This window comes from Bacillus sp. TH30, assembly GCF_016650875.1.
Lineage (GTDB): Bacteria > Bacillota > Bacilli > Bacillales > Bacillaceae_G > Bacillus_A > Bacillus_A mycoides.
Genome location: NZ_JAEKEY010000002.1, coordinates 1,716,980 through 1,741,359, shown reverse-complemented (window position 1 = coordinate 1,741,359; position 24,380 = coordinate 1,716,980). Strand labels below are relative to the sequence as shown.

Here is a 24,380-nt window from a genome sequence, read left to right as displayed (position 1 = left end):
GACTAGTAGTTGTTATGAATGATAGAAATTGTTTTTCCTTTAAAGAAAGCGGATTCAAATTGTAGTGGAAGAGAAGGGGATACATACTTTTTCGCTACATATATTTGAAAGGGTTTACAATATGATGAAGAAAGAGGCGTGTACATATGAGACGATTAGGTATTTCTATTTATCCAGAGCATTCGACAGTAGAGAAAGATAAAGAGTATGTAACATTAGCAAGTAAATACGGATTTACACGTGTATTCACATGTTTATTATCTGTAGATGGCGAAAAAGAGACAATTATAGAAGAGTTTAAAGAAACGATCTCTCATGCAAATGCATTAGGGTTCCAAGTATTAGTTGATATTAGTCCGTCTGTCTTTACACAATTAGGTATTTCATATAATGATTTATCGTTCTTCCATGAGTTAGGAGCTTACGGTATCCGTTTAGATGTTGGTTTCTCAGGATTAGAAGAATCGATTATGACGTACAATCCATACGGTTTAAAAATTGAGATTAATATGAGTAACGGTACGAAGTATGTAGATAACATTATGAGTCATAGACCAAATCGTGAAAATTTAATTGGCTGTCATAATTTCTATCCGCATCGTTATTCAGGATTATCATACGATCATTTCATTAAATGCTCGAAACAATTTAAAGATTACGGTATGAGAACAGCTGCTTTTATTTCATCATTCGATGCAACATATGGACCTTGGCCAGTAACAGAAGGGTTATGTACGTTAGAGCAGCATCGCGAATTACCGATGACAACACAGGCGAAGCATTTGTTTGCAACAGAATTAATTGATGATGTTATTATTGCGAATGCTTATGCTTCAGAAGAAGAATTACAAGCACTAGGTGCGTTAAATAAAGAGAAACAAACATTTGATATAGAACTATACGATACAACAACAGATTTAGAAAGAATTATCGTATTAGAAGAACCTCATTTTTATCGCGGGGATGTATCTGAATATATGATTCGTTCTACACAAAGTCGTGTGAAATATAAAAAAGAAGAGTTTAAACCGCATAATACGCGCGAAATTAAGCGCGGTGATCTTTTAATTGATAATGAACAGTATGGTCAATATAAAGGTGAACTGCAAATTGCTTTAAAAGATATGGTGAATACAGGAAAAACAAATGTAGTTGGCCGAGTTGTAGAGGAAGAAATCTTCTTATTAGATTATTTACAAGCTTGGGATAAGTTTGGATTTACGCTAAAGAAATAATGAACGCGGGATAAAAGGGGAAAAACTACTGATTTCAGTGGCTTTTTCCCTTTTATATAAAGAGCGAGAGGAAGAGCTATGACAAAAGTGCATCAGCGATTAATTTCCATTTTAGAGGAGTTTTTAGAAGAGAAATCGATGCTAAATCGAGCTTTTTTAGCGAGCCGTTTACACGTATCAACGAAGACGATTCAAAAGGATATAAAATTATTAAATGATATATTGGAAGAACACGGAGCGAAAATTGAATCACAAAGAGGGAATGGGTACGAACTAGAAATTATACAAACTAAGAAGTTTGAAGATTTTTGCGTAAATGTATTTCAAAAACAGACAGAAAAGATTCCAACTTCTTATGAAGAAAGAGTAGCTTATATTTTACACCGTATTTTAACGACAGATGGGTATGTGAAGCTTTCACAGCTAGCGGAAGAGATTTATGTGAGTAAATCTACTGTAAACTTAATTATGAAAGATGTTACGGATATTTGTAGTCGCTATGAGTTACAAATTGAAAAAAGACCATATTATGGTATACGTATTGTAGGAGAAGAATTTAATATTCGTTCTTGTTTATCACAATATGGTTTACCGCGGTATGAACATACTCCGTTTCATGAGAACTATGAGCAGACGGACACATATTTATCGTTACCTCATATTTCTCTCATCCGCTCAGTTATACTAAAGTATATCGAGGGAGGAACGATATATTTATCAGATATAGAAATTGATAATTTATCAATTCATATTGCGATTGCTTTAAAGAGATGCAGGGATGATCATTACATTCAAGCACTACATGTAGAGGAATCTGAACTTATAATAAAGAAAGAATATAAAATTGCGAAACAGATTTTAGGGAATTTAGGGGAAGAGCTAAAACTTCAATTTCCAGAAGAAGAAATTTTATATGTGACGATGCATTTATTAAGTACTGCTGTTACAGCGAGAGATCGCTATGAAAATGTGGAAGAGCTATTAGGGAAAGACGTATATGCATTCATGCAGCATATTCTTTTCAAAGTAGCGGAAGAACGGAATCTTACTTTTTATTATGATGAAGAATTATTATTTGGTTTTGGTGTTCATTTAAAAACGTTATTAAATCGTTTGAAATATAAGTTAAATACGAGAAATCCTCTTTTGGCAGAAGTGAAAAAAAATTATCCATATGCTTTTGAAATTGCAGTTCTCGTTGGAGATATAATTGGTGAATATACGGGTGAATCCATTCCAGAGAGTGAGATTGGTTATATTGCCATTCACTTTGGTGGGGCGATGAGCCGCTTGCAGGAAAATAATCAAAAGAAAAGATGTTTATTAGTTTGTGCAACTGGTCAAGGGAGTGCACAACTACTGAAATATAAAATTCTATCACATTTCCGAGATAAACTAGAGATTGTAGGTATTACAGGGTACTATCAATTGAAAGTGGAAGATCTTTATAAAGATAAAATAGATTGTATTATTAGTACGATTCATATACCGAGTGGTTTGCCTGTTCCGGTTATAAAGGTAAACTCAATATTTGATGATAAAGAGATTAAATCAATTGGTAAGCAGTTATTTACACATGTGAATGATAGTATCCAGCAATATATTAAGGAAGATTTGATCTTCTTAAATCGTAGTGCTTCTACGAAAGAGGAGGTTATTCAGTTTTTATGTGAGAAAGCTGCTGAGAAAAACTATGTACCCGCAAACTTTTATGCTTCTGTTATGGAGAGAGAGAACACATCTCCTACAGCGGTTGGAAACTTAGTGGCAATTCCGCATCCGATGCAATTATTAAGCGATACGACATTTTTGATGTTTTGTACACTCGATAAGGTGATTGACTGGGGAGATAAAAAAGTACAAGTTATCATTATATTTAGTGTGAAGCGCAATAATAATGAAGATTTACAAAAGCTTTATGATTTTTTATATGATATTATGTCTAGCCAGAATACGATAGAGAAATTAACTCAGGCTGAAGTAATTGAAGATTTCCAAGAGATATTATTATCTTTATAAGAAAAGTATATAAAAACTTCCGTTACATAACGGAAGTTTTTTATGTTTAATTGTATGCGTTTTCATAATAAGATGAAAATATAGAAAAAACATAGCTTGGAGGAATTTAAAATGACTGATATGCAAACTCCATTTGCGTTAATTTTACATGGTGGTAACGCGAGAAGCGCGGCACTTGAAGCAATCGCTTTTGCAAGACAAGGAGATTTTCAGAATGCGAGTGAAAAGATGACACTTGCTAGTGAGGAAATATCATCCGCTCATCGTATTCAAACGGATTTAATTCAAGAGGAAGCAAGAGGCAATCATGCAGAAATAAGTTTATTATTAGTGCATGCACAAGATCATTTAATGAATGCCATTACAGTGAAAGAACTTGCTGAAGAATTTATTACTCTTCATAAACGAGTGGAAGAAAAGGTGACAGTGTAATATGTACATTTTATTATGTTGTGCAGCAGGTATGTCAACGAGTATGGTTGTAAGAAAAATGCAAGAAGAGGCAAAGAAACAAGAGAAGGATTATAAAATTAAAGCAGTCGATTCAGAACTTGTGAAACTGGAAATGAAAAATGCTGATGTTGTTTTAATTGGACCACAGGTGAAGTATTTGTTTCCAGCGGTAGAGTTTCTTGCAAAATCATACGATATACCAGTTGCAATTATAGAGCAGCGAGATTATGGTATGTGTGATGGTTTGAAAGTACTTAAGCAAGCTGAACAATTAGTTTTAGCGTAATTATATTTTTTTAAATATAAACATTATAATGTTATAACTTTTGCTTTTGTCAGATTGAACATAGGGAGGGTTATCGATGAATGGTTTTATGAGTTTTATGGAAGAGAAGATTATGCCAACAACGCAAAAGATTGCGGGGCAACGACATTTATTAGCAATTCGAAATGGAGTTATTTCTACGTTACCGTTAACGATTGTCGGGTCATTTTTTGTTATCTTTTTAAACTTACCAATTGATGCATATATGGAGTGGATTGCACCGTTTCGTCATATTTTAGATATTCCATTCCGATTTACAGTAGGCTTAATGGCTTTATACGCAGCATTTGGGGTAGGGGCCTCACTCGCGAACTTTTATCAGCTCAATCAATTAAGTGCAGGATTATTATCTGTACTCGCCTTTTTACTCGCATCAGTTGAACCAATTCAAATAACAAAAGCTGTACCAGGTGTTATTGATGCAGGAAGATATATTTCAGTAGGGACATTAAGTGCAACTTCTTTATTCGGAGCTATTGTGACAGCATTAATTGCAGTAGAAATTTATCACTTTATGATTAAGCATAATATTTCGATTAAATTACCAGATAGTGTACCACCAGCAGTTGCAAACTCGTTTGCAGCATTAATTCCAACTTTAGTAGTTATTCTTTTATTCTGGGGTATTCGTTACGGTTTAAAATTTGATGTAAACACAACAATCACATATTTAATCGCACCATTAAAATCAGTATTAGTAGGAAATAATTTATTCGGCGGTTTATTAACAGTATTCTTAATCGTGTTCTTCTGGTCGTTCGGTATACATGGCCCAGCGATTTTAGGACCAATCATTCGTCCGATGTGGGATTCAGCAATTCTTGAAAATATGGAAGTATTCACGGCTACAGGAAATGCACATCAGTTACCAAACTTATTTACAGAGCAATTTATTCAATGGTTCGTATGGATCGGTGGATCAGGCTCAACGTTAGCTTTAGTAATTATGTTTATGTTCTCTAAATCTAAGTTCTTAAAAGAGTTAGGTAGATTATCATTCGTACCAGGTTTATTCAATATTAACGAGCCAATTATTTTCGGGGCACCAATTGTAATGAATCCAATCTTGATTATTCCGTTCGTTATTACACCGTTAGTTACAACGACGGTATCATATTTCGCAGTTGTTTCAGGTATGATTCCGCTCATGATGGCGAAGCTGCCATTTACGATGTTAGCGCCAATTGCAGCGATCATTAGTACGGACTGGACAATTATGGCCGGTGTACTTGTACTTGTTAACTTTGTTATCTCATTCGTTATTTACTATCCATTCTTCAAAATGTATGAGAAGCAACAATTAGCAGGAGAGGAGAAAACAGAATGCTCGGAGCAATTATCATCTTAATTACATTCGTGGCGGGGCAGTGTATTACACATTATTCAAAATGGGTACAAAGTAAATCGCTATTAGTTTTACTACTTGTGTCGATATTATTTATTGGATGTTCAATGGGAGCTTATGTGGCATTTAGTTTAGAATCACCGTACTTTATAATCGTACCAACGATTTTATGTGCAACATGTTTATCTGCAAAATATAGATTTACGAGCATGGCATTAATACAACGTGTGAAGGAGATGCAAAAGCATGGAGCGTAAATTAGGAATTTCACTTTATCCAGAGCATTCAACGAAAGAACAAGATATGGCATACATTTCGGCAGCGGCACGCCACGGTTTTTCAAGAATATTCACTTGTTTACTGTCTGTTAATCGTCCCAAAGAGGAAATTGTAGCTGAATTTAAAGAAATTATTGGGCATGCAAAAGAGTATAATATGGAAGTTATTTTAGATGTAGCTCCGGCTGTATTCGATCAACTTGGTATTAGTTATAGTGATCTATCATTCTTTGCAGAGTTAGGTGCAGATGGAATTCGTTTAGATGTAGGGTTTGACGGGTTAACAGAAGCGAAAATGACGAATAATCCATATGGCTTAAGAATTGAGCTGAATGTAAGTAATGATATTGCCTATTTAGAAAATATCCTTTCGCATCAAGCGAATAAATCAGCTTTAATTGGTTGTCACAATTTTTATCCGCAAAAATTCACTGGTCTTCCGTATGATTATTTCATTCGCTGTAGTGAACGCTTCAAAAAGCATGGTATTCGCAGTGCAGCCTTTATTACATCGCATGCAGCTGACATCGGTCCATGGGATATTAATGACGGGTTATGTACGTTAGAACAACATCGTAACTTACCAATTGAAGTTCAAGCGAAACATTTATGGGCAACAGGGCTTATTGATGATGTTATTATCGGAAATGCTTATGCGAGTGAAGAAGAGTTAGAGAAACTAGGAAACTTAAATCGTTACATGTTACAGCTAAAGGTACAATTTGTAGACGAAGCGACTGAAGTAGAGAAGAGAGCAACACTGCAAGAATTACACGTAAGACGCGGCGACATAACAGAATATATGGTACGTTCTACAGAAGTACGTAAAAAGTATAAAGACTATGACTTCCCAGTGCGCGAAAGTGTACTACAGGAAAGAGGGCAAGTTGTAATTGGTAACAACTCATTTGGTAAGTATAAAGGTGAACTACAAATCATCTTGAAAGAAATGCCGATAGATGAACGGAAAAATATTGTCGGTACAATTGCTGAAGAGGAGTTGTTCTTACTAGATTATGTAGGGGCTTGGACGCAGTTTACTTGTGTGAAATAGGGAAGGGAGGAGAGGATGCTATGGCATCCTCTTTTTTCTGTTGAAATAGTAATCTATCGTATATAGAATGCAAAGAGATAGATTTAACTTGGACGGGGGAGAAGGAGATGGAAGAGTATATAGATGATTTATTAAGGAGGATGGCGGATGAAGAAAATAAAGATGAGATCACAAATATTTGTTATACTTTGCTTGAGGTTGGAACAAATCAATCGATTCTTCCATTAACAAAGCTTTATATAGGGATAGTGCTTATGTTCGTTCAAACGTTATTGAAGTGTTAGCAAAAATAGGGGGAGCGGACTTACAAATAGTTTATATTGAAGCTTTAAAGGATAGAAATATTATGGTGAAATACGAGGCTGTTCGATCTCTTTATGCATATGGAGACGAAAGGGCGATTAAACCAATTTGTGAACGTATGAATAAGATTGTTTCTAGAAGACGTAAAAATGAAGTAGTACCTATCGATGAATCAGAGATTGTTATTGCTCTTCGTTTCTTACATAAGTTTGCTGATCAAGAAGAGGTTTTAAAGACGTTTGATAAAGTATATAAAAAACGAGGGAACTTATTTATGTCAGAGAGAAAATGGCTTCGGGATCATATTAGTTACTTTCAAGAGAAAGAAAGAATGTAAGAATCATAAAAAAAGAGTCAGTCTCAACGCTGAGACTGACTCTTTTTTATATAGTAATTAGTTTAAAACTTTCACTGTAACTGTTTTACGTCCCCAGTTACTTGATGTACCTTTATCTGGCATTAAAACGTCAATTTTATTTCCTTTAATAGCTCCACCAGTATCACCAGCGATTGCTACTCCGTAACCTTCAACCCATACTTTTGAACCTAATGGAATGACACTTGGATCAACTGCAATTAGTTTCATGTTTGGATTAGCTGTTAAGTTATGACCCATAGCTGATTTTACTTGGTCTCCTGCTTTGTAACCATTTTCAAGTGGATCTGCTGTGTAAGCTGTTGCTACAACTCTTAATTCACGAGAAGAAGATGGTGCACTTGTTTCAGTTTCTTTCGCAACAGGTTGTTGTGTAGCTGGTTTTTGAGCTTTAGCCGCTTCACGAGCTTTAGCTGCCTCTTGAGCCTTAGCTGCTTCACGAGCTTCAGCTGCCTCTTGAGCTTTAGCCGCTTCACGAGCTTCAGCTGCTTCTTGAGCTTTAGCCGCTTCACGAGCCTTAGCTGCTTCTTGAGCTTTAGCTGCTTCTTGAGCCTTAGCTTCTGCTTGAGCTTCAGCTTCTGCCTGAGCTTTAGCTGCTTCACGAGCTTTAGCTGCTTCTTGAGCCTTAGCTTCTGCTTGAGCTTTAGCTGCTTCAGTTGCTTCTTGAGCTTTAGCTGCTTCACGAGCTTTAGCCGCTTCTTGAGCCTTAGCTTCTGCTTGAGTTTCAGCTGCTTCACGAGCTTTAGTTGCTTCTTGAGCCTTAGCTTTTGCTTGAGTTTCAGCTACTTCCCCGGCTTTAACTGCTTCACGAACTTTAGCTGTATCTTGAACGTTAGTTACTTTTTCAGCTTTAACTACTGGCTGAACTTTAACTGGTGCTTTTCCTGTTAAGTAAGGAATGTGTACATAAGCTGTTTGGCCGTTATATTCAAATTGGATCCAATCATTTTGTACTTGGTGTGTTGTTTCGATTACATCATCTTTTTTCAATTTACCAAGAATCGCTGAATCTGTATTCGCTCCAGCACGTACGTTTAATACGTTTGCTGTTACGTAGTAAGTATCTTTTGTGTAGTCAGCGCTTATGAAAGCCTCTTTACCACTATTTAATTTAACTTTTGACCATCCGTTTTCTGTATGTAAAACGTTAACTTTATATCCATCTAATAACTTTCCGACAACTTGTGATTCAGTAGTTGGGTTTTCTCGTACATTTAGTACATCAGTCGTTACGATTGTTTCTGCTTTAGCAGATGTTGTGAAAATCCCAAGACCAAAAACCGCTGCTGTTGCTATACCCATAAATTTTTTCATAATAGCCTCCATTGCATTTGTTTTCGTTGACCTCATTATAGCAACCATTATTTTCTTATTTGCGGAAAACACAAAACTACAAAGCATTCGTAACGAGGCATTAATATTCTGTAATAATTCCATTAATATCCTGATAGCGTTTTCTTTGCGCTTTTGAGGGGATTAGAACATACGATTCATAAAATCAACACTTTTTTAATTACTAATAGATTAATAATGTATCAGTGGTGTTACTTAAATGTTTCTGCGACGTTACAAAAAAGGGATATTTAACTATTTGAATCGTAATGTAGTTATGAAAATATAATCTTCTTGTGTGTGAAGTCGTATATATAGGGGTGATTTTAATGAAATAGAGATATAATTGTTACAAAATAAGTTGTAGTATGGAAAAAATTACGCCTTGAATTTGTTCTTTTACATATTATTTTTGCAATAATAGGATTGTAGGATAGTAGTAATGCGAAATGAAAGTTGCAAGGATAAAAAGATAATCGCAACATGAAACATATATATAATAGAAGAAACATGATTTAAAGGGATGATATCGTTATGAAGTGGTTCGCGAGTTGCAGAAGAATTATTCCGCTATTTGTGGGCAGTAAAACCCCCACCTCAAAATTAGGCTGAAGCAAAGAAGTTAGGTGGGGGTTTTACTGCCCGTAAGAGCCCGATTGGTGAAGGCTAATAATCAGTGGGGGATGAACAAAACCCCCACTGATTATAGTTTCACTTTATATAATAGAAGTTAGAGGTTCTTATTTTTGTCAAAACGTCGATGAAATTACATTTGCCTTCAACAAAATAAAAAACGTAGGAGTGTAAACTCCTACGTTTTTTTATTTACTCATATCGTAAACATTCAATTGGATCAAGTTTAGCAGCTTTGTTTGCTGGTAGTAAACCGAATGCAATACCGATTAGCATTGAGATACCTACTGAAAGAAGTCCAAGTTCTTTTGAGATAACGAGTGGCCATCCGGCAAAGATTGAGACGATCCAAGCGAAGAAAATACCAAGCATGAATCCGATGAACCCACCAAGTCCTGTTAAAATACAAGATTCAATTAAGAATTGCGTTAATACTTTACCGCGCGTTGCACCAAGTGCTTTACGAATACCAATCTCACGTGTACGTTCTGTTACAGATACAAGCATGATGTTCATTACACCGATACCACCAACAAGTAATGAAATAGCAGCGATACCACCGAATACCATTTTCATCATACCGATTGATTCGTCTAATTGCTTCGTAAACTCACCCATATCTTGGGCTTCAAATTTATGCTCAAATTTAGGAGCTTTCATTTCGTTTAAAACAGAAGCAGCTTGTTTTTCTACACTTTTACGTTCTGCTGGCGAAGTTAATATTAATCTTACAGAGTCATACTCATTTACTCCTGAAATGACAGGCGCGTTTTCAAGAGATGTATAACCTTCAGGCATAGCCATTCCAAATTCGTTTTTCGTTTCGTATACACCGACTATTTTATACGGCTTTCCTTTTATATCTGTGTATAGATTTGATTCCCAACCACTAAATAATTTGTTGAAAGCTTCTTCATTTAATATAACAGCAGGAATTGCTTGGTTTAATTCGCTGTCGTTTAATTCACGACCGTGAACTAATTTTATTTTCGAATCTGTCATAAAGGCGCCTGTTCCACCTTTTAAATCAAGAGAGACATCTTTTGAACCAGAAGATGCTTTTACTTTCATACTTACATCTGGATAAACATCTTTAACGCCTGGTACAGTTTGAAGACGTTTTAGCATATCAGGTGTGATTTTGGCACTATCAGTTCCATAATCAGGGTTGTTGTAGTAAATCGTTACTTCAGTATCTTTTCCTTGGCCTAACTCTTTTTTAAACTTTGCATTTGTACCATCACCCATTGAAATGATAGTAATAATGGCGCTAATACCGATAATAATACCTAGCATTGTTAATATAGAACGCATTTTATGAGCAAAGATAGAGGAAAGGGCCATGCGTATATTTTCACTCGTGTTCAAAATTAACCTCTCCAATCTTGGACGATATTTCCGTCACGAATTACAATTTGACGTGCTGCCGCTTCCCCAATTTCACGATCGTGGGTAATCATAATGATTGTTGAGCCTTGTTTGTTTAATTCGTAAAAGAGATCCATAATTTGTGTACTTGTTTTCGTATCAAGTGCACCCGTCGGTTCATCTGCTAAGAGAAATTTCGGGTTATTTACGATTGCACGTGCGACTGCGACACGCTGCTTTTGTCCACCTGACAATTCATTTGGTAAGTGAGTAGCACGATCAGCTAAACTGACTTTTGTTAAAGCTGCTAATGAGCGCTCACGTCTTTCTTTTTTATCGACTCCAGCGTAAATAAGAGGTAGTTCTACATTTTGAAGTGCTGTAAGTCTCGGTAATAACATAAAGTTTTGGAATATGAATCCGATCTCTTTATTACGAACATGAGCAAGTTCTGTTTCAGACATGTTTGAAATGTTTTGACCAGCTAGTTCGTACGCACCTGTCGTTGGTTTATCTAAGCAACCGATAATGTTCATTAATGTTGATTTACCAGAACCAGATGGTCCCATAATAGAAGTGAATTCTCCTTGGTTTAGTGTTACATCAATTCCGTGTAATATTTGAACGGACTCTGCACCATTTTGGAAAGATTTCGTGATGCCTTTTAAGTTAATCATTGAGTGACAACCTCCATACCGTCTTTTAAGTCTTTTTCAGGTTTAGAGATAATTTCCTCTCCTTTTTTCACTCCAGAAACTTTTGCTTCGCTATCTGTCTCGAATTCAACAGTAACTGCTTGTTCTTTCGCTTTACCGTCTTTTACAACGAAGACAACATTTTTGTCACCTTTTTTCACAATGCTGCTTTTCGGAACAATCGTACCAGTTGCTTCGCCAGATTTACTTGTTACGTAAACATGGAAGCCGTTTTGTAATTCTTCACTATTATCTAATGTGACAGTGAATTGATAATTAGAAACAGTTTTATTTTCGTCCATGCTCTTTAATGGTGTAGAACCGATTTCTGTTACTTTTCCTGTCCAAGTCTTACCAGCGACAGTTTTTGATGAAACAGTTACTTCTTGCCCAACTTTCATACTAGCAAGTTCATATTCAGAAAGTTGACCTTTTACTTTAAATTGACCAGCGTGACGAAGTGTAATGCCACTCATACCTGTTTTTTCATCAGCAGTTTTTACGATATCATCAATTACACCGTCGGTTGGACTCGTTACAGAAAGTGTGTTTACTTTCTCTTTTGCTGCTTTAATCATTTCATCAGCTTTTTCTACTTCAAACTTTTTCATTTCAAGTTGTGATTCTAATTGTTGCACTTCGACTTCCGATGCCTTTAATGCTTCCTGAGGAAGACCTGCATTTTTATCTTTTTGTAATTTTTGTTTCGCTGCATCAATTTGTTTTTGATATAATGTCACTTCTTTTTGTGCAATTTTCTTTTGCATTTCTGCTTCTGTTACACCTTGTTTAGCAGTAGGGTCATTATATTTAAATAGAAGCTGCCCTTTCTTAACTTCATCGCCTTTTTTAACAGCTAATTCATACGTACCTTTTGTTGGATCAAATGAAATTGTTTCGATGCCGTTTGGAATGACTTCACCGCCAAATTTTTGCGCGTTTTCAATTTGTTTTTCTGTTACTTTATATCCGCTATATGCCATTGCTACTTCTGAACTACCGCCAGCTAAAGCAAAATATGATCCAGCTGCAATTCCGATCGCTACTACACTAGTAATTAACACTTTATTTTTCTTCTTCATCTATTTATCACCTTTTCGTTCGTTTTAGTATCTACATTAAGTATAGAAGAGGTGAAGAATATGACAAATCGTTTTAGCTTACAATAACCTTACAGTTTTGTAAGGTATAAATATGTAAATGTAAGGTGGAGGTTGTCCTAGTTTAAGCAAATGAATTGACTCGTTGTTTCTTTCTAATAATAATATTGTATGAAGGAGAGGAGGAAGGAAGATGGAAGCTTATTTTAGTGCGCATCCATTAAAACCATTTATTCCGTACTCGAGGCAACATGTCATTATATTATTTATTATGTTGGTGGGGATATTTTTTCTGTATCAATACCAAGATTTATTGCGTCAAAGTGAGTGGAATATAACGGTTCGATATGCGATTGCATTTCTATTTATAGGAAGTGAGATTGGACTTCATATGTGGGAATGGAAAGCCGGTATTTTTGAGCTAGGCACTTCATTACCATTTGAGTTATGTACGATTAGTTTATTGTTAGCATCGATTATGATTGTAACGAAAAGCTATCGAATATATGAGATTGTGTTTTTTACAGGAATTATCGGTGCATCGCAAGCCATTTTAACGCCGAACGTGCAATACACTTTTCCGCATTTTCGCTTTATAGAATTCTTCATTGCACATGTATTACTCATTTGGGCACCGCTCTTTATGACGTGGGTAGAAGGATATAGACCTACCTTGCAATCGATTAAGCGTACGATGATATTTTTAAACATAGTAATTCCAATCGTTTCATTTGTTAATTATAAAACGGGTGGCAATTATATGTTTTTAGCTCATAAGCCAGAAACTGCTTCATTACTCGATATGTTAGGCCCGCATCCTTACTATATTATTTCATTAGAAATAGCTGCGCTTATGGGATGTTTCATTTTGTATATACCGTTTGCGAAAAGAGAAGGGCATGCGCATAAAGAATCACTAGGGTCATAACCTAGTGATTTTTCTTTATAAATATTTACAATTCGGAAAATTAAGAATAAAATTAGAGGGTAAATTATATATAGAGAGAAGGGAAAACGTGGTCAAAAAAGTTTTTCTGAATGGGATGGAAGTGACAATTCAATTTATTATTTCGATTTTGGGCATTATTTGTATAGGAGCACTGCCGAAATTATTTTATGGATTTGAGCTGCATGCATCAAAGTACATACAGAGTTTAAAAGAAGTGTTTGTGAACTTAATGGATATCTCCAATTTGCAATATGTGAGAGGTAAATTTTTATTTCCGCAGTTGTTCGTCCATTATAAAGAAACGATTGTTATTTTTTTGGCTGCTTTTTTCATTTCATTATTTGTAGCATTTTGTATTGTTTATGTAATTATGAGTAGTTCACCGCGTATACAACATCGTATTAAATCATTTCTCATCTTTCTAGAATCTATTCCAGACATTCTTCTTATTTTAGTATCACAAATTTTAGTTGTATGGTTTTTTAAACAAACAGGTTTTTTACCTTTTCAAATTGCGTCAATTGGAGGCGAGTCGATTAGAGGATTACCGATATTTTGTTTGAGTATACCGACTACGATTCTGTTCGTAAAAATGTTGGTGCTTCGTTTTGAAAATGAACTAGAAAAAGATTATGTACTATTTGCTAAGGCGAAAGGGCTAAATCGTATTCATATTTTAAATCGTCATGTTTTACGAAATGTGTTGCTTAGTACACTTTTCTTTGCGAAAACAAATATCTTTTTTATGTTATCTAATTTATATATTATAGAATGGATTTTTAATACGGGTGGTATTTTCATGTTTTTAAAATCGTACGAGGGTATTAGGGTGGAGGTTTTCATCGTTAGTGTGCTGCTTATATATATCCCGATATTTATTTTATTTAAGCTGTTTTATTATTTCATTCCAGCTGCGATGAAGGAGAGATTATAATATGTGGATGTATATAAAACGTGATAAAAGATTTTGGATAAGCATTGGATTTCTTCTCATATTAGTTCTTTTGAGCATCGGAAATACGATATGGAATGATGGACAGATTAAAAAAGTTACATTGCAATATGACGCGGCTGGAAATCCAGAAGTACCACCGTTCTCACCTTCATTACAATTTTTACTCGGGACAGACCGGAAAGGATATGACCTTTTACATTTAGTCATTGAAGGGGCGAAATGGACGATTGGTATATCTATTTTAATTGCGGCACTTAGAATGGTAATAGGTGTTTTTTTCGGTGTTGTAATCGGAACGTATGTAAAAAGAGGCTTTTCAAAGATTGAGGCTTTTTTTGATAGTTTTACAGTTATTCCAACAGTTATGATTGCGTATTTTTTTCTTCACTTTGCAAATACATTTGGAAGTGGAGAGGAGACAACAACTTTTTTTGAAAGAGCTTCATTTCAAGTGGTATTACTCGTAATGCTTGTGATGCCAGTTATTGCACTGTATGTTGCGAAGGAAGTTCGTAAATTACAAACGGAAGAATTTATTGATGCCGCGCGCATATTAGGCGGATCGAGAAGACGTATTGTTATAAAACATCTTTTTCCGCATCTCTATATGACGTTTATACTCGTATTTCTTCAACAGTTTACGCAGACTCTTACTATTTTACTGCACTTAGGGTTACTGGAAGTATTCTTTGGTGGAACAGTTAACTTTATGGGGCCGGTGGAAGAAGTGGAATCTTATACGCATGAATGGTCAGGTTTAATTGGAGTATACTTTAGGTCATTAACAGTGCATCCATGGATTCCTCTCGTCCCAATTACATTTTTCGGGCTTACTATTTTTTCAGGAAATATGATTGTGAAAAGCATAGAAGAAGCGATGATGAAAGTAAGGTTAGGCGGTGAGATAAAGAAGACAGATGTAGAAAAGGAACAACCTGCTGTGCAGTCAAAAGAAGAGCTATTTACGTTTAAACATACGATGTGAAAATAAGAAAGAAGCAAGCATAATCAATGCTTGCTTCTTTCTATTTTGCAGAAACTTCACCTGCAGCTTCTGTTTGTGGAATACAGTATCCGATTATACCACCGATTATTGCTGGAACGATCCAGCCGATTCCTAAGTTATAAAAAGGAATTGTGTGTACGATATTAGCGATAAAACTTGGTATCATTCCCACATTATCAAGTGCATGAATACAGCTAATAATGAATGCTGCGATCATCGCTCCGATATAGACAGAAGGTTTACGTTTCGTATATTTATCGATAAATGATACGAAAATTAAAATGATTGTAATTGGATATAAAATAATTAATACGGGTAATGTAATTTTGATTAATAAACTTAATCCTAAGTTTGAAATAACGAAGCTAAAAATACAAACGTATAGTACAAGCTTCTTATATGAAACATTTGTTAGTACTGTTGTGAAATAGTTGGCGAATGCACTTACAACACCGATTGCAGTCGTTAAACAAGCAGCTATAATTGCGATACTTAATAAAACATTACCGCTTGTCCCAAAGAATTGATACATAATAGTTGCTAATAGTTGACCGCCATTTTCAAATTGTCCTAAGTTTCCGTTTGAAGCGCCGATATAACCTAGTAAGAAGTAAACAATTGTTAAGAAAAGAGCCGCAATGCTTCCGCAAATAATTGTATATTTCGCAATGGATTTCTTATCTTGTATACCGTTTTGGCGAATTGCATTTACAACAATTGTTGATAATACGAGAGCTCCGATTGCATCTAATGTTAAAAAGCCTTCGAGAAATCCTTTGAAAAATGGGATTTCTTTATAGTCACCAACAGGTTCTGCGAACGATACTGGTGAAAGAATCGCCTTTGTTGCCATAATTGCAATAATTCCAAGCAAAATTGGCGTTAATATTTTTCCGATATGATCTACTAATTTGGATGGATTTAACGATAAGAAGTAGACGACTATAAAGAAAATCGCACTAAAAACTAACATAGAGTACCATTGATCTGGGAAAAGTGGTGCAATCCCAATTTCATAAGATACAGTTCCAGTTCGTGGAATAACAAATAGTGGGCCGATGGAAAGATAAATAATGATAGCGAATACTGCTGCGAATTTTGGGTGAACACGGCTCGCTAAAGTATTAAAACTACCACCAGCAAGGGCAACAGCGACGATAGCTAGTAAAGATAAACCGACATCTGTAATAATAAATCCTGTAATGGAAACCCACATATTTTCTCCGGAAGAAAGACCGAGAAGAGGCGGGAAAATCATATTACCAGCACCGAAGAAAACTGCGAATAGTAATAAACTAATCGAAAGTATTTGCGCTGGTTTTAAAGTTGTACGCATATAAAGAAAAGCCTCCTAATGAGCGTTTTTTTGTCGAAAATTCAAATAATTTGTCGATTAACTGTTATTATTTTAAAGGTCTGATGACTAGAAAGCAAGAGGGAATTTTAAAAATATTTTAAAATAATGCGTAAAATTGAATAAATATACTATTTATATGTTAATGCAGGAAGAATTTCACTTTTAACGTAAAAAACACATATCGCTAGGATATGTGTTTTAAAAATAAATTTGCCTATCACGTTCTTCTTTTAAAATTTCTACAGCCTCTCGGAAACGTTGAGAATGGACAATTTCTCGTTCGCGTAAAAAGCGTAAGCTATCATTTATATCGGGATCGTCTGATAAATCAATTAGCCATTGATAAGTCGCTCGTGCTTTTTCTTCAGCTGCAATATCCTCGTATAAATCTGCGATAGGATCTCCTTTCGCTTGAATGTAAGTGGCAGTAAAAGGAACACCACCTGCATTATGGTAAAACAAGGCGCTATCATGATTCGCATAATGCGCGTCTAATCCGGCAGCTTTCATTTGTTCAGGTGTTGCATCTTTTGTTAATTTATAAATCATTGTAGCAATCATTTCTAAATGTGCGAACTCTTCTGTACCAATATCGGTTAGTAAGCCAACGACTTTATCAGGAATAGTATAACGCTGATTTAAGTAGCGCAGAGCAGCAGCTAGTTCGCCGTCCGCACCACCGTACTGTTCAACTAATAATCTTGCGAGTGCTGGATTACAAGTACTCACCTTAACAGGATACTGTAATTTTTTTTCATAAATCCACATAGTCTCTCTCCTTTATCCCGCTATTTGAGGGCAGTAAGACTCCCACCTCAAAATTCGGCTGAGGCAAAAAAGTTAGGTGGGAGTCCTGCTGCCCGTAAACGCCCGATTGGTGAAGGCTAATAATCAGTGGGGGATGAACAAAACCCCAACTGATTAAAGTTTCACTTTATATTTGCCATGGCCACGGTCCTTTGCTCCATTCCCAGGGAGCGTTAGAATAACTATTTCCAAACTGCTGAAGTGGTCCGTATTTTTCTTCAATTTTTTGTTTTAATACTCTTCGTTTATAAGAAAAATCGTTGAATTGATTTATAGCTGCAGTATCGTCGGGATGCGTATCTAAATAGAGAGTAAGTTCAACTAATACAAAGTCTAATTCTTGAAGTTCTTCAATCCATTTGTAATATTCATCAGGCAATGTTTGTGTCACGTCTTTATTCACCGTCCTTTTTTGTAAGGATTTTCATAATAATCATAAAAGGCAGGCCATAAAGTCCCTTTTCTTAAAGCTTCTTTTGGTGTGAATTGGGGTAAATTAGTTGGTTGAAAACCCATATATAAGTGCGGGGGAGTTGAGTAATATTTCTTTCCAATTGGAGGACAAGGATCGTTTGGACCATGATAAGGTATGTAGGATTTCATGAATTTATCCATGTCACAACCCTCCTTTATAAATGAAATATCCATTATTACGTATTGTATTCGTACATAATTGCAAATTATGACTCATATAGAAAACTAAAAGGGGCAGGGGGAGTGCGGATGGAAAGTGTTACAACATGTATTGTATTAGAGTCTAAAAACTTAAAGGAAACATTATATTTTTATGAAGGAATTCTAGGGTTTAAACCGAGCAAGGAGAGGCCACAAATACGTGTAACAGGTGTGTGGTATGATATCGGTTCAACGAGAATTTGTTTTGTTGTAAACAGGGGGCTGGGAGAACATAGAGAGACTGTTATATCATCAGTGAAGGACCTATTGTTAAAAACTACAAATATCGAGCGGTTAAAGAAAAAGTTAGCGTTTTATCAAATATCATTTGTAGAAAAGCGCCGCGGTGAAGAAGTTAGAATAATAATTCATGATCCAGATGGTTATACACTCCAATTTATTTCAATAGAGAACATGGAAGAGAGTCTTTTACAATGTAATAATCTGAATGGTGAATGAAAAAAATATTGACAAGCTTAGGTAAATATTTTAATGTGATTGTATAAAACTGTGTATATAAAGGGGAGTAACTTATTACAGTAAAGTCGTCATTACAGGGAGAAACCCTCGGCTTTATTGGCAACGTTTCGTTGTTAGTGAGACCTTTACCAGCAATGGTAAAGGCCCCTTATTGTCTTTTTTAGGACCCTTACCATATTTGGTAGGGTCCTTTTTGTATACAAAGAGAGGAGCTAGAAAATGAAAAAACTTATTAGTAGATTAAGAGTTGTATTTCATGTCCGCCGTTTTGTTCCATTCCTATTTGACTTTTTCACTTCAAAAGAGGTTTCCATAAAGAAGAAAATTTTATCTATTGCTTTTTTAGTTGGTTATGTAGCGATGCCGCTCGATTTAATTCCAGACTTCTTACCGTTTATCGGTATTTTAGATGATATTGGAATTGTGTTATTTATTTTAAATCGAATTGTAAAAATGGCGCCAGTGCAATTGCAAGAAAAGCATAACGTAAACGTAGGATAGGAGTTGAAAATATGGAGCAAATTATTTTAGATATAATCGAGTTTTTAAAGCAGTTTTCTTATTTTGGAGTTGTGTTAGCATTAACGTTTGAATTTATTCCAGCAGAAGTAGTTTTGCCCATGGTTGGATATTGGGTATACGAGGGGGATATGAATTTTTGGTTAGCTGTATTAGCTGGAACACTAGGGGGAACGACAGGACCATTAACGTTATACGCACTAGGTTATTACGGTGGTCGCCCTCTATTAATAAAATACGGGAAATACTTCTTTATTAAAGAAGAACAAATTCAAAAAGCAGATGATTTCTTCGAGAAGTATGGGCCAGTTGTAGCATTTGTTGGACGCTTTGTGCCGGGAGTTCGAACGCTTATTTCTGTTCCATGTGGTATGGCGAAAATGAACATATGGAAGTTTAGCATATATACATTTGTAGCAATGTTCCCATTAACGACTTTGTATATTTATTTTGGAATGAAATTAGGTCCGCATTGGGAAAAAGCAGCGGGTGTTGTTGGACAATATATGCTACCGATATTAGCGGTCGTTCTTATTATTGTAGGTGGTATTTTAATCTATAAATTTATGAAAAAACGAAACAGATCGGAATCTATCTAGTCATTGGTAATGGAATTTGCATATTTTTTGAAAATAGATGAATAGTACAGGCAAAAGACTCTGAGGGACATACACATATAGGGAATATAAAAGAGAGAGGGGAAACAACTATGTCTTGTGAGTGCTCAGGGTCAGCATTAACTTGCTGTCCAGATAAAAATTATGTGCAAGATAAAGTGTGTAGTCCGTGGTCTGCTACTGTAGTTGCAACAGCAATTGATAATGTTCTTTATACAAATAATATTAACCAAAATGTAGTTGGTACTGGTTTTGTTAAATATGATGTTGGTCCAGGTCCAATTACTGTAGAAGCGCTTGATTCTGCTGGGGCTACAATTGATACACAAACATTAAACCCAGGAACGAGTATCGCTTTTACGTATCGCCGCTTTGCTAGTATACAAGTTGTGTTACCTGCAACACCTGGTGGAACGTATCAGGGAGAATTTTGTATTACAACACGTTATCCACTTTCATAGTAGAAGAGGAGAGGATCGAAATGGGAATGAGAAGTTCCGGTTTGTCTTGTTGTTCTAATAAAACACTTGTGCAAGATCAAGTATGTACAGACTGGTCTATTACAGGTGCTGGTACTCAAATTGTATATACGAATAATATTACACAAGAAGTATATGGTTCAGGTTATGTGAAATATGATGTAGGCGCGAATCCCATTACAGTTGATTTTTTAGTCGGTGCTACAGTAGTTGATACAATTACTGTACAACCACAAAGTAGTGGTACTTTCACTGTACGATATTTTACTACTGTCCGAATTACTACGACAGGAACAACTGTTAATCAAGGCGAGTTTTGTATTACAGTACGTTATCCAATTTCATAAAAAAAGCATACCGTAAATGGTATGCTTTTTTTAAATTGAGGAAGTAATAAAATTGGTATTCTATAAGCAACATGTAAATTGGCAACAGTACTTGCCTTCTAAATATAGTGAAGGATTATTTTGTATATTAATAATACTAACGGATTTTAAATCTTTACCTGTGTAAGATATTGTATTGCCAGGAAACACAGTGAAAATATTGGTTACTGCTCCAATGATTTGAATTGTAATTGTTTCATTGCTGCTAGTACTATTGTAAACCGAGACAGTACCTGATATAAGCAGTATCCCATCACTTTGCCACAGTATCATTGATTGTAGTGCATCTTTGGTAGAGGGAATGGTGTTGTTAGTTATGAGGAAATTCCCTGCAAATTCATTTGTTACTCGCTCACAACTTGGATTTGGAGAAGGGGGCGGTGGACAAGGGTCTGGACAAATGATAGATAAAGGAGCGAAACAGCCAATATTTTTTTTGTTCTTCAATACAACCCCTCCTTTTTAAGTTGTCTTTTACTACTATTAAATGTAGAAGCATGGCCGATGTGTTAAGAAAAGAAGAAAATTTTTAAAATTAAGATTGTCTAATAGGCTTACAGCTTAACTTATCATTAATGTTATAGAAAAGATTATATGTGAATAGACATGGGAAAAGAATGATCAGACTCTTTTAGACAAAAGGTGGTTGTATACAATAGTACGAGTAATGTTGGACTTAACACTTAATTAACTGTATATTTACAAAAATCTAATAAAATTCATTTGTTATTTAAACGATATTAATATGTTTAAGATAAAATAGCCCTTGTAATGAATCAATTATTATGAGGAGGATTCACGTGGAAAGAACTGCTTTACGAAAAGTAAAAGGCCTTATTGGATTATTAATGGTGTTTGTATGGGCATTTGTATCATTACCGTGGAGTACGTCGGTTAAAGCGGAAGAGAAAAAGCAAGAAAAGGCACCAAGTGAGAAGAAGATAGTTTTTCCAGTTGTAAGTGATGTGCATATTAAAGATAGTGGAACAGATGATACGTTCCGCTGGAAAAGAGCGATTGAGCAATTTAATACGCTTGCACCAAAGCAAGATGCATTTGTCATTGTAGGTGATTTTACTGATTCGGGTTCAGTAAAGCAATATGATCGTTTCATGCAAGTGTATAACGAAAATGCAAATAAAGATGCGGTACGAATGAATTCTCTAGGTAATCATGATTATTGGAACGGTTTATCGGTAGAGGGAGCACAGAAGCGTTTCTTAGAAAAGACAGGAATGGAATCGGTTTATTATCATAAAGTGGTAAAAGGGTATCATTTCCTTGTTATGTCTCCAGAGGATGGGACAACACATGGCTATTATTCGGACAAGCAAATTAATTGGTTAAAAGAAGAAATGGCAAAGGCACAAAAAGATGATCCAGAAAAACCAATTTTTGTATTTTTACATCAACATATTAAAGATACAGTGTACGGTAGCCAAGAATGGGGAACGAAAGATAGTGCGAAAGTTAATGCGGTATTAAAAGAATACCCACAAGTAATTACGTTTTCAGGTCATTCGCATTATCCGTTAGATGATCCAAGATCGATTCATCAAAAAGATTTTACATCAGTTGGTACATCTTCTGTAAGTTATATGGAAGTTGAAGGTGGTAAAGTACAAGGAAATATCCCGCCAGGAGCTAGTACATTAAGCCAAGGTTTATTAGTAGAAGTGGATGATAAAGAAGTAACGATTAATCGTCGCGACTTCCATACGAATTCTTGGACAGGTGAACCTTGGAAAATTAAATTACCATCAAAGAAAGAAACATTTACTCATGTAGAAGATCGTGATAAAGAAAAACCATACTTTGCAAAAGATGCAAAGCTTGCTGTATCAAATGTAACAGAAAATGCAGCAACAGTAACATTCCAGCAAGCGTTGGACAACCTTCTTGTTCACTCTTATCGTGTACAAGCTAGAGATAAGCAAACTGGAGAAATAAAGAATAAATTGTTAGCATTCTCAGAGTTTTATCGAGATCCAGTGCCGAAAGAACTGACATTTACACTTGCAGGACTAGATGGCGGGAAAACATATACACTTGAAGTTGTTGCGATTGATTCATTCGGCAATGAAAGTGTACAACCATTAACGGCAGAAATTACTACGAAAAAAGATAATATTGACCCGAATGTGAAAGTACCAAAGGCAGATGTTTTTGATGTAAACTTTGCAGATGGTACATTTAAAGACAGTTCATCATTTGGTACAAAAGGTGATGTTAAGGGCAATGTGACTATTGAATATGATAAAGCATTGAAAAAGAATGTTATGAAGTTAAACGGAAAAGCAAATACATTTGGATACCTTCCATTTTCAGCAGCACAAAAAGAAAAAGTAGCAAATTCATTTACGTTAGAAACTGTATTTTCAATGAATGAAATTCGTGGACAAGGTATTTTGCAAAATACAGAGAGCGGTGGAATTGGTTTTGAGTCTACAGGAAGTGGCTATGTAGAATTATGGGCTCATATTGGTGGAAGCTATAAACGTGTGGGTGTTCAATTAGAAGCAAACAAAACGTATCATTTAACAGGAACATATAACGGCAGTGAAGTAGCAATTTATGTAGATGGTAAAAAAGTAAATAGTCAGCCAGCTCAAGGGAAAGTATATCACCCGAACGTACCATTCGCACTTGGTGCAGATCCTGATAGCAACGGAAATGGCGGTATTCCGTTAAATGGACAAATTGCATTAGCAAAATTATATAGTAAAGCATTAAGTTCTTCAGAAGTAGTAGCGGCATATAACGAGTTTTCTACTCGTACAAAATTAGAGCAAGTAAATACGTTATATGAAGAAATCGGAAAAGTGAAAGAAGTATTGGCAGGTACTTATGAATTTGGTGAAAAACCAGGCCAATATTCACAAGAAGCTTTCAAAGAATTACAAAAAAACTATGACAATGCTAAGAAAGTGTTTGGGAATATGACAAGTACAGGTGAGCAAGTTGTTCAAATGTATAATGAATTAAAAACAGCAAACCAAACATTTGTACAATCAAAAGTGGCAGAAGAACAGCCGAAAACACCGAAAGAAAAATTACAAATCAATATTGAATCTGCAAAAGCAGTAGTGAAAAAAGCACAAGCTGCAAATGTAACAGACGGTTCAGTGAAATCATTGAGTCAAAAAATTACAGTTGCAGAAGCTGTGTTAAAAGATGTGAAAGTAAAAGATGCACAGGTAGAAACGATGAATCGTACGATAGAGCATGCGATTTCACTTGTTGAGAAAAGCATGAACAAATAAGGTAGAAGAAAAGAAGCTTATCATGATAGGCTTCTTTTTTGTTATACTAAAAATAGCATGGAAAAAGGGAGCGAATAATTTGGAACAGAAAAAGATAAAAAGAATTCTTGAATATGTATGGATCGCGGTTGTGCTCCTTGTAGGATATTATTTCTTAAAAGAGAAAAGTATATGGGTTCTATTTTTAATGACATTTTTATTAGCGGGATTAGGAACGCTATTTATTAACTTTTTCTTTGATAGTGTAAACGCGTGGAGAAAGAAAAAGAAAGAGACGAAGTAAGGGAGAATAAAGTGAAACTTTAATCAGTGGGAGTCTTACTGCCCGGCAAATAGCGGGATAAGTATACAAAAGTTGATCGGTATATTTT

At 35.3% G+C, this 24,380-nt stretch carries 26 protein-coding genes and 1 pseudogene; 18 read left to right on the top strand and 9 right to left on the bottom strand.

Annotation, left to right across the window (positions count from 1 at the left end; all coding sequences use genetic code 11):
* The first annotated feature begins 146 nt into the window (after nt 1-146).
* The 8 genes and pseudogenes from JFU20_RS11155 to JFU20_RS11120 all read left to right on the top strand — a co-directional run.
* The gene (locus JFU20_RS11155; protein ID WP_002010748.1) at nt 147-1,235 is read left to right on the top strand and encodes a DUF871 domain-containing protein; all 1,089 of its coding nucleotides are present in this window, start codon (nt 147-149) and stop codon (nt 1,233-1,235) included.
* A 78-nt stretch (nt 1,236-1,313) separates the two neighbouring features.
* Complete coding sequence (locus tag JFU20_RS11150; RefSeq protein ID WP_002010749.1) at nt 1,314-3,254, top strand: BglG family transcription antiterminator; 1,941 nt, start codon at nt 1,314-1,316, stop codon at nt 3,252-3,254.
* A 111-nt stretch (nt 3,255-3,365) separates the two neighbouring features.
* Complete coding sequence (locus tag JFU20_RS11145) at nt 3,366-3,686, top strand: PTS lactose/cellobiose transporter subunit IIA (protein WP_002134544.1); 321 nt, start codon at nt 3,366-3,368, stop codon at nt 3,684-3,686.
* Between the two features lies 1 nt (nt 3,687).
* On the top strand, nt 3,688-3,993 hold the full coding sequence (locus JFU20_RS11140; RefSeq protein WP_002010752.1) for a PTS sugar transporter subunit IIB: 306 nt from the start codon (nt 3,688-3,690) through the stop codon (nt 3,991-3,993).
* Between the two features lie 76 nt (nt 3,994-4,069).
* Nucleotides 4,070-5,380 (top strand): PTS sugar transporter subunit IIC, encoded by a 1,311-nt coding sequence (locus JFU20_RS11135; protein ID WP_002010754.1) that lies wholly within the window; start codon nt 4,070-4,072, stop codon nt 5,378-5,380.
* Complete coding sequence (locus JFU20_RS11130) at nt 5,356-5,634, top strand: hypothetical protein (protein WP_201038628.1); 279 nt, start codon at nt 5,356-5,358, stop codon at nt 5,632-5,634. Before JFU20_RS11135 ends, JFU20_RS11130 begins: the two co-directional genes overlap by 25 nt.
* A complete protein-coding gene (locus JFU20_RS11125) occupies nt 5,624-6,709 on the top strand; it encodes a DUF871 domain-containing protein (protein ID WP_002010755.1) in 1,086 nt (361 codons plus the stop codon). The genes JFU20_RS11130 and JFU20_RS11125 overlap by 11 nt, the downstream gene beginning before the upstream one ends.
* Before the next feature lie 146 nt (nt 6,710-6,855).
* Nucleotides 6,856-7,349: pseudogene (locus JFU20_RS11120) on the top strand (HEAT repeat domain-containing protein); the annotation flags it as partial.
* Between the two features lie 57 nt (nt 7,350-7,406).
* On the opposite strand, the gene entC reads toward JFU20_RS11120, so the two are convergent.
* The 4 genes from entC to JFU20_RS11100 all read right to left on the bottom strand — a co-directional run bounded on the left by entC (nt 7,407) and on the right by JFU20_RS11100 (nt 12,498).
* Complete coding sequence (gene entC / locus JFU20_RS11115) at nt 7,407-8,825, bottom strand: cell wall-binding protein EntC (RefSeq protein ID WP_201038627.1); 1,419 nt, start codon at nt 8,823-8,825, stop codon at nt 7,407-7,409.
* A 720-nt stretch (nt 8,826-9,545) separates the two neighbouring features.
* Complete coding sequence (locus tag JFU20_RS11110; RefSeq protein ID WP_002010763.1) at nt 9,546-10,697, bottom strand: ABC transporter permease; 1,152 nt, start codon at nt 10,695-10,697, stop codon at nt 9,546-9,548.
* Nucleotides 10,698-10,723: 26 nt separating this feature from the next.
* A complete protein-coding gene (locus JFU20_RS11105) occupies nt 10,724-11,398 on the bottom strand; it encodes an ABC transporter ATP-binding protein (protein ID WP_002087431.1) in 675 nt (224 codons plus the stop codon).
* The gene (locus tag JFU20_RS11100; RefSeq protein ID WP_002010766.1) at nt 11,395-12,498 is read right to left on the bottom strand and encodes an efflux RND transporter periplasmic adaptor subunit; all 1,104 of its coding nucleotides are present in this window, start codon (nt 12,496-12,498) and stop codon (nt 11,395-11,397) included. Before JFU20_RS11100 ends, JFU20_RS11105 begins: the two co-directional genes overlap by 4 nt.
* A 211-nt stretch (nt 12,499-12,709) precedes the next feature.
* Between JFU20_RS11100 and JFU20_RS11095 the strand changes: the two genes are divergently transcribed.
* From JFU20_RS11095 to JFU20_RS11085, 3 genes are all read left to right on the top strand, one after another.
* Nucleotides 12,710-13,444 (top strand): YwaF family protein, encoded by a 735-nt coding sequence (locus JFU20_RS11095; RefSeq protein ID WP_002010768.1) that lies wholly within the window; start codon nt 12,710-12,712, stop codon nt 13,442-13,444.
* 88 nt (nt 13,445-13,532) lie between these two features.
* Nucleotides 13,533-14,399: an ABC transporter permease subunit gene (locus tag JFU20_RS11090; RefSeq protein ID WP_002166334.1), complete on the top strand. Its 867-nt coding sequence runs from the start codon at nt 13,533-13,535 to the stop codon at nt 14,397-14,399.
* Between the two features lies 1 nt (nt 14,400).
* The gene (locus JFU20_RS11085; protein WP_002010771.1) at nt 14,401-15,405 is read left to right on the top strand and encodes an ABC transporter permease; all 1,005 of its coding nucleotides are present in this window, start codon (nt 14,401-14,403) and stop codon (nt 15,403-15,405) included.
* A gap of 40 nt (nt 15,406-15,445) precedes the next feature.
* Here the strand turns inward: JFU20_RS11085 and brnQ2 are convergent, their stop codons facing one another.
* The 4 genes from brnQ2 to JFU20_RS11065 all read right to left on the bottom strand — a co-directional run bounded on the left by brnQ2 (nt 15,446) and on the right by JFU20_RS11065 (nt 18,205).
* Nucleotides 15,446-16,762, bottom strand: a complete 1,317-nt coding sequence (brnQ2, locus tag JFU20_RS11080; RefSeq protein ID WP_002010773.1) for a branched-chain amino acid transport system II carrier protein BrnQ2 — start codon at nt 16,760-16,762, stop codon at nt 15,446-15,448.
* A gap of 219 nt (nt 16,763-16,981) precedes the next feature.
* Nucleotides 16,982-17,551, bottom strand: coding sequence for a spore coat protein CotJC (cotJC, locus tag JFU20_RS11075; protein ID WP_002140479.1), 570 nt, complete (start codon nt 17,549-17,551; stop codon nt 16,982-16,984).
* Between the two features lie 166 nt (nt 17,552-17,717).
* Nucleotides 17,718-17,981 (bottom strand): spore coat protein CotJB, encoded by a 264-nt coding sequence (locus JFU20_RS11070; RefSeq protein ID WP_002140482.1) that lies wholly within the window; start codon nt 17,979-17,981, stop codon nt 17,718-17,720.
* A gap of 8 nt (nt 17,982-17,989) precedes the next feature.
* Complete coding sequence (locus JFU20_RS11065) at nt 17,990-18,205, bottom strand: spore coat associated protein CotJA (protein ID WP_000357172.1); 216 nt, start codon at nt 18,203-18,205, stop codon at nt 17,990-17,992.
* Nucleotides 18,206-18,313: 108 nt separating this feature from the next.
* On the opposite strand from JFU20_RS11065, the gene JFU20_RS11060 reads away from it, so the two are divergent.
* The 5 genes from JFU20_RS11060 (at nt 18,314) to JFU20_RS11040 (ending at nt 20,707) form a co-directional block, all read left to right on the top strand.
* Nucleotides 18,314-18,724, top strand: coding sequence for a VOC family protein (locus tag JFU20_RS11060; RefSeq protein ID WP_002010778.1), 411 nt, complete (start codon nt 18,314-18,316; stop codon nt 18,722-18,724).
* A 240-nt stretch (nt 18,725-18,964) separates the two neighbouring features.
* Nucleotides 18,965-19,246, top strand: coding sequence for a YkvA family protein (locus JFU20_RS11055; RefSeq protein WP_000733844.1), 282 nt, complete (start codon nt 18,965-18,967; stop codon nt 19,244-19,246).
* A gap of 11 nt (nt 19,247-19,257) precedes the next feature.
* Nucleotides 19,258-19,863, top strand: a complete 606-nt coding sequence (locus JFU20_RS11050) for a DedA family protein (RefSeq protein WP_002010780.1) — start codon at nt 19,258-19,260, stop codon at nt 19,861-19,863.
* Nucleotides 19,864-19,973: 110 nt separating this feature from the next.
* Nucleotides 19,974-20,342 (top strand): DUF3992 domain-containing protein, encoded by a 369-nt coding sequence (locus JFU20_RS11045; protein WP_002087413.1) that lies wholly within the window; start codon nt 19,974-19,976, stop codon nt 20,340-20,342.
* Between the two features lie 20 nt (nt 20,343-20,362).
* Nucleotides 20,363-20,707, top strand: a complete 345-nt coding sequence (locus tag JFU20_RS11040) for a DUF3992 domain-containing protein (protein WP_000525803.1) — start codon at nt 20,363-20,365, stop codon at nt 20,705-20,707.
* Nucleotides 20,708-20,767: 60 nt separating this feature from the next.
* Here JFU20_RS11040 and JFU20_RS11035 read toward each other — a convergent pair whose 3' ends face one another.
* On the bottom strand, nt 20,768-21,193 hold the full coding sequence (locus JFU20_RS11035; protein WP_201038626.1) for an S-Ena type endospore appendage: 426 nt from the start codon (nt 21,191-21,193) through the stop codon (nt 20,768-20,770).
* Nucleotides 21,194-21,546: 353 nt separating this feature from the next.
* Here JFU20_RS11035 and JFU20_RS11030 point away from each other — a divergent pair, with 353 nt between their 5' ends.
* Both JFU20_RS11030 and JFU20_RS11025 read left to right on the top strand, forming a co-directional pair.
* Nucleotides 21,547-24,009: a LamG-like jellyroll fold domain-containing protein gene (locus JFU20_RS11030; RefSeq protein ID WP_002010786.1), complete on the top strand. Its 2,463-nt coding sequence runs from the start codon at nt 21,547-21,549 to the stop codon at nt 24,007-24,009.
* Between the two features lie 79 nt (nt 24,010-24,088).
* Entirely contained in the window at nt 24,089-24,292 is a 204-nt protein-coding gene (locus JFU20_RS11025; protein WP_033716189.1) for a hypothetical protein, read from the top strand.
* Nucleotides 24,293-24,380 lie beyond the last annotated feature (88 nt).